The sequence below is a fragment of the Holdemanella biformis DSM 3989 genome (assembly GCF_000156655.1).
Lineage (GTDB): Bacteria > Bacillota_I > Bacilli_A > Erysipelotrichales > Erysipelotrichaceae > Holdemanella > Holdemanella biformis.
The window spans coordinates 324,899-335,523 of sequence record NZ_DS996841.1 but is presented as its reverse complement, the minus strand read 5'-3'; the positions used below and the strand labels follow the sequence as shown (position 1 = coordinate 335,523).

The following is a 10,625-nucleotide window of genomic DNA, read 5'->3' as shown; positions in this document are numbered from 1 at the left end:
AGGCGTGAAAAATCACGCTTTTTTAGTCTTTTGTTTGAGGGATGAATGGGGTCAATGCATCGGCAAGTGAATGAAGGTTACGAGATTGAATGTATACTTTTCCGTTGCCGTGGAATACATTGACTAAACCTTCACCAGTAGTAAATCCAAATGTTCCAGAAGCAATCTTGATTTCATAATCTAAAGAATCATCCCATGCGATAACATGTTCATTGTCGATTGTGATTGGGTGTGCATCGTCTACATTGATTTCCATGATATCTCCATATGCATTGATTAAAAGATCTCCTTGACCAAATGTATGCATGACAAAGAATCCACCAGTTCCACCAAACAATGCTTTTCCTACGCTTTGAGTTTTCATTTCATAGCTCACACTATTATCGCAGGCTAGAAAAGCCCCATTGTTTAAATAGTAGTGATTTTGTGAATTCACTTCTAAACATACAATTTTTCCTGGAATGGAAGGTGCAATACCCAGTAAACCATCATGACTTGTACCAGTGGCTTCTGTGATAAACATACTTTCACCACTTGTAAGACTTCGTCCGATGGCTCCTAATACACCACCTAGACCTTTCTTATTGCTGTTCATTTTACCTTCGATTGTAACATTCGACATATAGGCCATTGAGCCTCTTTCGATTTTTATCGTTTCATTATTCTGTAAATTGATTTCAACGATAGGGCAATCAGAATCCCCTTTGATTTTGTAATCCATAGTATGATCTCCTTTTCTTTCTTCTATTGTATCAAGTGTATGTGAATTTAACATGAAATATTGAAAAAAATATAATTGACATAAATGATGTCTGTATAGGAGTTATCCTATGTGTAAAGGAGGGTTGCACAAAATAGTCAAGGAAAAGAAAAATTTATACAAATTAATTGAATTTTTAAAATAAAGAAACTGGTATCCTTTACTTATCGCTTAAGCATTATTTTGTAGGAATGTAAAGTCTTGTTTTAGAAAAAAATATAAGTATACTTAAGATAGTCATTAAAAATAGTTGAAGGTTCAACTATTTTAGGAGGAATAGTATGAATGTAATTAAAAGAAGTGGAGAAGAAGTCGTTTTTGATGCATCGAAAATTGAAAATGCGATCAAAAAAGCCAATAAAGCAACTACACATAATCAAATGTCTGATGAATTAATTCGTTCTGTGACACAGAGTGTTATCAATAAATGTGAAAATTTAAAGAGAAGTCCAAATGTTGAAGAAATTCAGGATATGGTTGAGGGTGAATTGATGGAGCATCGTTGTTTTGCGGTGGCTCACAACTATATTACGTATCGTTATGAACGCGCATTGGTTCGTAAGGCAAATTCAACCGATAAACAAATCATGTCTTTACTTGAGCGTAATAATGAAGAAGTAAAACAGGAAAACTCAAATAAAAACCCATTGGTGAATAGTGTTCAGCGTGATTATATGGCGGGTGAAGTGTCAAAGGATATCACAAAACGTTTCTTGTTGCCTCAAGATGTTATGGAAGCTCATGAACAAGGAATTATTCATTTCCATGATTCAGATTATTTTGCACAACACATGCACAACTGTTGTTTAGTAAATTTGGAGGATATGCTTCAAAATGGAACAGTTATCTCTGAAACTATGATTGAAAAACCACATAGTTTCTCAACTGCATGTAATGTGGCTACACAAATTATTGCACAAGTCGCAAGTTCTCAATATGGAGGACAAAGTATTACGCTTTCTCATTTAGCTCCTTTTGTACAGGTTTCAAGAGAAAAAGCGCGTCGTGAAGTAAAAGAGGAATTGGAATCATTAAATCTAGATTCTTCTGAAGATACAGTAAATAAAATGGCAGAGATGCGTGTTCGTAAAGAAATTGAAAAAGGTGTACAGATGATTCAATATCAGGTCATCACATTGATGACGACAAATGGACAAGCTCCTTTTGTAACTGTGTTTATGTATTTGAATGAAGTACCTGAAGGACAAACTCGTGATGATTTGGCTATCATTATTGAAGAGATGTTGAAACAAAGAATCAAGGGTGTTAAAAACGAAAAGGGTATTTGGATCACACCAGCATTCCCTAAATTGATTTATGTTCTTGAAGAAAATAATATTGAAGAAGGTTCAAAATATTGGTATTTAACAGAATTAGCTGCAAGATGTACAGCTAAGCGTATGGTTCCAGATTATATTTCTGAAAAGAAAATGTTGGAATTGAAAGTGGATGCGAATGGTGAAGGTCATTGTTATCCATGTATGGGATGTCGTTCATTCTTAACTACATATTTAGATGAAAATGGAAAACCAAAATACTATGGTCGTTTCAACCAAGGTGTTGTTACATTGAATTTAGTGGATGTGGCTTGTTCAAGTAAACAGGATGAAGACGAATTCTGGAGAATCATGGACGAAAGATTGGAACTTTGTAAAAAAGCATTGATGTGCCGTCATGAAAGATTACTTGGAACACCAAGTGATGTAGCGCCTATTTTATGGCAAAATGGGGCATTGGCTCGTTTGAAAAAAGGCGAACCAATCGATAAATTATTGTTTGGTGGATATTCTACAATTTCATTAGGGTATGCCGGATTATGTGAATGTGTATATTATATGACTGGACACCCTCATACTGAGGAGCCAGGAACTTCATTTGGTTTAAAAGTTATGCAATATTTAAATGATGCATGTGCTAAATGGAAGGCTGAAGAAAATATTGATTTCTCATTATATGGAACTCCAATGGAGTCAACTACATTTAAATTCTCGAAACATCTACAAGAACGTTTTGGAATTATTCCTCATGTAACAGATAAAAACTACATCACAAATAGTTATCATGTGCATGTTACAGAAGAAATTGATGCGTTTACGAAATTATCATTTGAATCGCAATTCCAAAAACTTTCTCCAGGTGGAGCTATTAGTTATGTAGAAGTTCCAAATATGGAAAATAATATTGATGCAGTATTGGCAATTATGAAACATATTTATAATCACATTATGTATGCGGAATTGAATACAAAATCGGATTATTGCCAAGTATGTGGATATACAGGTGAAATTAAAATTGTAGAGGATGAAAACCACAAATTAGTTTGGGAATGTCCAAATTGTGGCAATCGTGACCAAGAAAAAATGAATGTGGCTCGTCGTACTTGTGGATATATTGGAACTCAGTTCTGGAACCAAGGAAGAACACAAGAAATCAAAGAAAGAGTACTACACTTATAATAGATTTTTGTTGGATAAAACGGTTTGATGTGGTAGAATGTAAATGAAAAGAGAGTATCCAATAAAGGGTTCTCCTTGGGAAAATGTATAGTTATGAAAAAACTACTTTAATTTCTTGCCGGAATATCGAGGTAGTTTTTTCTTATGTCTTTTCAACTTATGTATTTGTTTGCCCATATCTTCAATTATATGAAGTAGTTTTAAAATTGCTTCAGCAATCTGAACTAATTTGTGGACAATCACTAGCAAAATCGATAAGAATATTGCAATAAATATTAAATATCCATGCACAATATCACCTCCTTGGGGCTATTGAAACTCAAGCGTTTTCGTAGCTTAAAGCCCCTGTGACGGTATTAATAACGATTAATACAGATCGTCCCTAGGAGAACTACCTTTAGGCTTTTTTAAGCCATCCCATTGTCTACTCTCAGATATATTGTATCATGTGATTTTAGAAAATAGAAAGAATGATTCTGATATTACAACAGAAAATTTTTGGCTTTAAAAAGTCAAAAGAATTTTTTGTGATATTTACAATTTTGAATTGATCGCTTACACTATATGAACTTTTTAGGAGGCATTTAAATGTACTACGGAAATATAAAAAAGAATGATATCGCAAATGGTAAAGGTGTACGTGTAACACTATTTGTATCAGGGTGTACAAATCATTGTAAGAATTGTTTCCAACCAGAAACATGGAACTTTGATTATGGTAAGCCTTATACAAAGGAAACGGAAGATGAAATTATTGAAGCTTTAAAACCAATTCATATTGCAGGATTGACATTGCTTGGTGGTGAACCATTTGAACCAGAAAATCAAAGGGAACTTGTGAAACTTCTTCGTCGTGTTCGTAAAGAATTACCTGAAAAGAATATTTGGTCGTTTACTGGATTTATTCTTGATCAAGACTTGTTAGATGGAGGAAGAAAACATTGCGAAGTCACAGATGAAATGTTGTCTTTATTAGATGTATTAGTGGATGGTCCTTTTAAGGAAGAAGAAAAAGATATCGCTTTGGCGTTTCGTGGTTCAAGAAATCAAAGAGTGATTGATATGAAGAAATCTTTGAAGGAACAAGAGGTTGTATTATATTTGGAATAATTTTTAATGGTTAAATGAATAAGATACTTGTATTTGTGCGATGCAAGTATCTTTTTTTTACTTTTAAGTTAATAATTTTGTGTTTTTTGACAATTAGTAGTGAAGATAAATGAAAGGAGCTGATATTAAAATGAATAAAAAGAGTACATATAAAGATATTATAACATATAAAGAAATGTTAAATAGACTATTAAAAGTGTTCGTAAAGTAACTGATATAAGGAACTTACAATGGAATAATTTGTTGATAAACTTTTCTTAGATAAAGAAAGGCCGCAAGGCTTAGGAGGAAATGATTATGAACAAAAAATATAAAGCACTTTTAGATTTGGCAAAAAAAGTATGTGAGGGAGTGATGAATTATTATGATTCAAAAGATGAATTAGAGAAACAAAAAATGTATATGTTTCTTTGGGAACAAGTATATTTGTTGGCACAACTATGTTCAGAAACAATTCGCTATGTTGAAACAAATGCATCAGATGAAGCTTCTGGAAAGAAGTTTGTGACTACAGATGCTACTGTTTGTCTGTATTCAAAAGATATTGTGCACGCAATTGCTTGTATGCCGGAATGCATTCATAAAGCGGTTGAAACATTCTTGAAGAAGCTTGTTGAACATAAGATTGAAGTTGCCGATGAATATGCAGAGGCAAAGATGATTCGTTATGTGAAGGCTTTAATTGCAGGTAATTTAAATAATGCGGCAAGACAAGCTAAAAAAGATGACTTTAAATATAGTAATCCAACACAAACGCTTGTTTTTGAAGAGCGTATGAAATCGGACAAGGATTCTAAAAAAGATGATATACCGACAAATGCTTCTTTTTTAAGGGATGAAAAGGCGGAACAACGAGTAGAAGAGGCAGAATTATTGGATGATGTCATCTTAGAATTTCTAGATATTTTATATGCACATATTGAAAATCATCCGGAAGATGAAATCTTTATTCGTGAGAGATATTTGGAAGTGCTTGAAAACCATAAAAAAATCAAGAAAGGAAAAGAGATAGCTGAAACTATGCATATTTCTGGTGCTGCCATATCTAAAAAGATTGCGAAGTATGATGCGTATTTCGCACAATTGTTAAAAGAACGCCTAAAACAATGGCGATAGAATGGAGGAATTGAAATGAAAAAATTTTATACAATTATTGGTCAACAACATATTGGAAAGGTGAACTATGGTCATAAAAATTTGACTTTAAAGTGCATGTTTCCTATTACTGCCCATATTTCTACTGTGATTAAAGAAGGTGAAAAGTTTGAAGTGGTGGCAGTAGATTCATTTGATACAATGGATAGTCATAAGAATGTGGAATTATTAAAAGAGGAATTGAAAAAGTCTTTTAATAACGATTTTGAATTTCATTATGTGAATGCACATTTTGAACATGAACAAAAATCACAGATTCAAACGTTTATGCGTTTGTATGAAACATTTAAAGAAAATGATCAAGTGTATTTTGATATTACGTTTGGACTTAAACCAACACCGATGACTGTATTTGTATCTTGTAATTATGCACAAAAATTCATACCTGGACTTAAAATATGTGATGTTGTATATGCACATTATACTTTTGGAATGGATGAAAATTATGTGCATCCAATTGTGGATGTCACAAGTTTATTTTTGTTGAATAACTTAATTGAAAGTATTTCTAGATTTGAAGAAAAGGATCCAATGAAATTTTTAAAAACAGTTTTTAATTTTGATGAAATGTAAAAAAGAAGAGTTATTGATTTAACTCTTCTTCTAATTGTGAAATTATTGAATTATAGTTGTTGATTATTTTTTGAGCAGAGATGAGTTGCGATTGTTTAAAACTATTGTCATTTAAAATAATCGCATGTTCTCCAAAACGTTTGAAATAAGTATAGCTTTGAAATTTTGATCCATATACTTTATAAATTGTATATTCACGAATTTGTTTGATTGGTTCAATGTGTGTAGGTTTAAAAGTATAGATTGCATCTAATAAGCCAACTCCGGTTGAAGTTAAAGCTACAAGTATATGTTCACCAGGTTCTTGTTGAGCGGATGAAGGGCTGTTTGAAATAGATTCATCCAAAGCTTGTTTTTGTGATTCAGTGATTTCAAATGGTGAATTTGAAAGTTTGATGGTATCTCCAATATTATCAATACGATAAGAAATGCACATTGTGATAATGCTTCCAGGGTTGTTTCTATCTTCTGTTTTTTCCACACACAACAAGTAGTTATGGCTTTCTTCAACGGATTGAACAATTTTGTATGGGAATACATTTCTATAGTTCTTATCCTTCTTATATTTCATGTGAATGGTTTTACCATCTTCAATATATTTTCTTAAATCTTTGAACTTCTTTTTAAATATGATTTGTTCACGAAGGTATTGAGGAAGTTTAAAGAAAGATTGGAACATAGAATAATAGAATTCACTAATGGATGATATAGAGTTATTAAAGAATTTATTATATTGAATATCATCATAAATATTTTCATTCATATTCGTTTTCTTAAGTTTGATGATAATCTTTTTATTTCGAATCTTTTCGCTAGCTAAAGTATCCATACCAGCCATAATACAAGAAGCAATTCGATTTGTGGATACATCTTTAAGAAGTGGAATATTCTGTTTTAAAGTATCAACAATGACACCTTTCTTTTGTTCTTCTTCTACATTGAATTCATCATAGTAATTTATCATGATTGCAGAAATAAAGGCATTTCTATTTGGAGAATGTGCATTTCCATTTTTGTTTCGAACAAACCCAAATTCAACTGCATCCTGATCCAACTTCTTACACATCTCTTCATCTACATATATATTTGTGGTGTCATTTCCACTATAGTAATTTTGTGGATTCTGTTTTTCCTCTACATATTTATCATTCAATTCACTATCAACAATATCTTTATATTGAAATCGTTCAAGCTTTATTTTACTAGAACAATAAGGACATTTTATTGTTGCCATACTAACCTACCATGCCTTTCCGCTTTGCTCCAAGGCACACATTGGAATTAAAATGTGCATTGAGCTTTGCTTTTATTTTTTATCTTTTATTTGCTACCATGTTCTTGAAGTTAGAAGTACACTACAGAGCACGGTGGGGTGAGTTGCAGACTTCTGCATCTCGTTCAGATTAAATCAGCATACTAACCAGTGTAAGTTCGAGTATTTCAAGCACACATTAGTGTTGACATCAAGTCCGCAGATTAATCATTGACTATTAGTTAATCTTTAGTGCCACTCGTTCAGTCAATGCTTCTTTCTTCTTTATTTTGAAAGGAGCTTTTTCCATGAAAATCATTTATCCTCGTGTTTGTGGTATCGACGTGCACAAAAAATTCATTGTCGCAGTTATCTGCATTTCTGAATCCGTTGAACCCATTTATCTAAAAAAAAGATTCTCGACTTTTCACAACGACTTGATCCGCTTTAGAGAGTGGCTGATTCAAAACGACTGTCAAAATGTATGCATGGAATCCACTGGTAAGTACTATATTCCTGTCTACAATGTATTGGAATCTCACATTTCCAATATCGTCGTTGCCAACCCTAAATGGGTGCGCGCTGTTAAAGGCGAGAAAGACGACGATAAAGATGCCAAATGGATTGCTGATTTATTTAAGTTCGGTATTGTTAGAAGTAGTTTTATACCTCAAAAAGATTTCCGTATTCTCCGTGAACTCACTCGCTATAGATACAAACTTGTTAATATGCGTTCCAGTGAAAAGAACCGTTTTCAGAATGCTCTTACTTCTGGCAATTGTAAACTGGATATGGTCTTTACTGATGTTTTCGGCAAATCCGCATCTAATATCATCGCCCTTATTCTATCAGATAATCCATACACAGATGAAGATATTCTTTCAAAAGTTCACAAAAAATGTAAAGCATCTCCTGATATGATTCTTGACTCTGTTAACGGAACCGATTTAAAACCAGTCCAGAAAGCTCGTATAGAACTAGTAAATGATCACATTAAACAATTATCATCTAATATTCAAAAACTTGATAAACTTATTGATTTGATGATTGAGCCATACGGAGACTATATTTCATTTTTGTGTCAAATACCTGGTGTTTCTAGAAACTCTGCCATCATTATTCTTTCTGAAATCGGTATAGATATGAATCAATTCACTACTTCAAGACGAATAACTTCTTGGGCAGGTTTAACTCCATCCAGTAACCAGTCAGCAGGAAAGAAAAAATCTGTACGCATTTCCAGAGCCGGAGTATATCTTAAACCATGTTTGGTTGAAGTTGCACATGCAGCAGTCAATGATAAGAGCCATCCTTACTACGCCAACAAGTTTAATAAGATTTCAAAGCGCCGAGGAAAGAAACGTGCTTATATTGCGATTGCCAGAAAAATACTTGTAGCCACATATCATATGCTTCTTACAGGAGAAATCTGGAATCCTGCAGACTTGTCAGAAGTTGAAACACCGGTTGAACAAAGACTTAAATACGTTAAGAACAACTTGAAATCAGATATTAAGCAACTACTAGATATTGGACTTACAGTTGAAGAATTAACATTAATGATTCAGCAAAATGCCAATATTATAGCAACACAATAATCTTTATATTTGGGGAAAGGGGCTTTGCGCCCTTTTGTACTTCTAACTTCTTCTTTTTATAAATTTTATTTTCAGATTAGGTACCTCCTTGTGATTACTTATATTTAAAGTGTAAACAATATTCTTATATAATTCAAACAAGAGTTTAAAATATTAATACATGGTTATACATTCACAACCAGAATATGACTAAATTTTCGACCATCCCCCAAATTCGAGCTGATTTAAGCATAAAAAATAGTCAAAAAACAGGAGATGGTCGAAAAATATATGCCAAAATCAGCTATTTTTCAACATTTTTATCAATCAAAGTCCAAAATGTGCTATATTTAGTAAGGAAAATATGATACTTATAAAGGATTGACACTCTATCGATAACATCTTTACAAGCAGTTGACACTGGGAAAATATGATACTTATAAAGGATTGACACATGCTTCCATCGAAATTCAAAACGTCTTCTACAGGAAAATATGATACTTATAAAGGATTGACACACATAAAGATCCTCTCCAAATACAGCGATTAATTCCTGCGGAAAATATGATACTTATAAAGGATTGACACTAATGACAAAGATGGTCTTTTACTTTGTCTCCATCAGGAAAATATGATACTTATAAAGGATTGACACTGCCCCCAGTTTTCCTTTCCTTCATAGTCATTGTCAAAGGAAAATATGATACTTATAAAGGATTGACACAACTTAACATATGTCTTAATTTCATGGTTCCAAAGGGAAAATATGATACTTATAAAGGATTGACACACTATCTGTGCTTTTTCTGTTGTTTCATCTTGTATTCCGAGGAAAATATGATACTTATAAAGTATCGACACTAAAGTAACCATAGGTGAATCTGTATCTACTTCCTCATGGAAAATATGATACTTATAAAGGATCGACACGAATTCATGAGCAAATTCAGTAATTGAATATTCTTTTCGGAAAATATGATACTTATAAAGGATCGACACTCGCTAGCATCGTAATCATACTCTGATTTTTGAGAAGGGAAAATATGATACTTATAAAGGATCGACACTTTGAATAGGCCCTTGAATTGGTTCATTTACATTATGAGGGAAATATGATACTTAAAAAGGATCGACACTGTGGATTACGAATAAATTCTTCATAAATCCATCATGGGAAATATGATACTTATAAAGGATCGACACTGATGCTTTCTTTTCAATTCTAAATACGACATAATGGGAAATATGATACTTATAAAGGATCAACGCTAGTAACTGTTACCAGCCATTGGATTAACTATATTTGGAAACTATGCTACTTATAAGGAGTGAATTTTGGAGGCTTGGCCTCCAATTTTTTATTATTGTTTCTACGTGAATTTATTTTAGTGATGAAATATATGCTGCTTTATGTGCAGAAGAGTGTTGTGTTGTAATGATGTCAGTAAGAACATGTGTTTATAGATTTTTTGTTAAATGAACAATTGTGATTGGAATTGAAAGTGCTATCTAGATTGATTGGATAGCGTTTTTTATTTGTCTAAATTCATGTTTTTTAAATTCTTGATTAATTCTATGAAATATCAAGACATATAAGGGTCGGAGGTAGAAAAAGAGGTGTGCTCATATAAAAAGTGTTCGTAAATAAATTTAAATAGTTGTTAAATACATTGAAATTGGATGTGAAAGGGTATCTGTGTTTGACGATATTAAACATCGTTGAAAACATGGATTCGATTTAT

Annotated in this window: 7 protein-coding genes and 1 CRISPR repeat array; of the genes, 5 read left to right on the top strand and 2 right to left on the bottom strand. The window is 32.5% G+C overall.

Annotated features, from left to right (window positions below; translation table 11 throughout):
- Positions 1-22: 22 nt before the first annotated feature.
- Positions 23-721 (bottom strand): TIGR00266 family protein, encoded by a 699-nt coding sequence (locus EUBIFOR_RS03160; RefSeq protein ID WP_040466113.1) that lies wholly within the window; start codon positions 719-721, stop codon positions 23-25.
- A 320-nt stretch (positions 722-1,041) separates the two neighbouring features.
- Here EUBIFOR_RS03160 and nrdD point away from each other — a divergent pair, with 320 nt between their 5' ends.
- The 4 genes from nrdD to EUBIFOR_RS03135 all read left to right on the top strand — a co-directional run bounded on the left by nrdD (position 1,042) and on the right by EUBIFOR_RS03135 (position 6,054).
- Positions 1,042-3,216, top strand: a complete 2,175-nt coding sequence (nrdD, locus tag EUBIFOR_RS03155; RefSeq protein WP_003864471.1) for an anaerobic ribonucleoside-triphosphate reductase — start codon at positions 1,042-1,044, stop codon at positions 3,214-3,216.
- A gap of 588 nt (positions 3,217-3,804) precedes the next feature.
- Positions 3,805-4,326: an anaerobic ribonucleoside-triphosphate reductase activating protein gene (gene nrdG, locus EUBIFOR_RS03145; RefSeq protein ID WP_003864469.1), complete on the top strand. Its 522-nt coding sequence runs from the start codon at positions 3,805-3,807 to the stop codon at positions 4,324-4,326.
- A gap of 297 nt (positions 4,327-4,623) precedes the next feature.
- The gene (locus EUBIFOR_RS03140; protein ID WP_040466112.1) at positions 4,624-5,442 is read left to right on the top strand and encodes a hypothetical protein; all 819 of its coding nucleotides are present in this window, start codon (positions 4,624-4,626) and stop codon (positions 5,440-5,442) included.
- Positions 5,443-5,457: 15 nt separating this feature from the next.
- A complete protein-coding gene (locus EUBIFOR_RS03135) occupies positions 5,458-6,054 on the top strand; it encodes a TM1812 family CRISPR-associated protein (protein ID WP_003864467.1) in 597 nt (198 codons plus the stop codon).
- Between the two features lie 10 nt (positions 6,055-6,064).
- Here EUBIFOR_RS03135 and EUBIFOR_RS03130 read toward each other — a convergent pair whose 3' ends face one another.
- Positions 6,065-7,288, bottom strand: coding sequence for a WYL domain-containing protein (locus tag EUBIFOR_RS03130; protein WP_003864466.1), 1,224 nt, complete (start codon positions 7,286-7,288; stop codon positions 6,065-6,067).
- Positions 7,289-7,614: 326 nt separating this feature from the next.
- On the opposite strand from EUBIFOR_RS03130, the gene EUBIFOR_RS03125 reads away from it, so the two are divergent.
- On the top strand, positions 7,615-8,904 hold the full coding sequence (locus EUBIFOR_RS03125) for an IS110 family RNA-guided transposase (RefSeq protein WP_003864465.1): 1,290 nt from the start codon (positions 7,615-7,617) through the stop codon (positions 8,902-8,904).
- Between the two features lie 336 nt (positions 8,905-9,240).
- Positions 9,241-10,152: direct repeats of the CRISPR family, unit length 31 nt; unit sequence GGAAAATATGATACTTATAAAGGATTGACAC.
- Between the last annotated feature and the right edge of the window lie 473 nt (positions 10,153-10,625).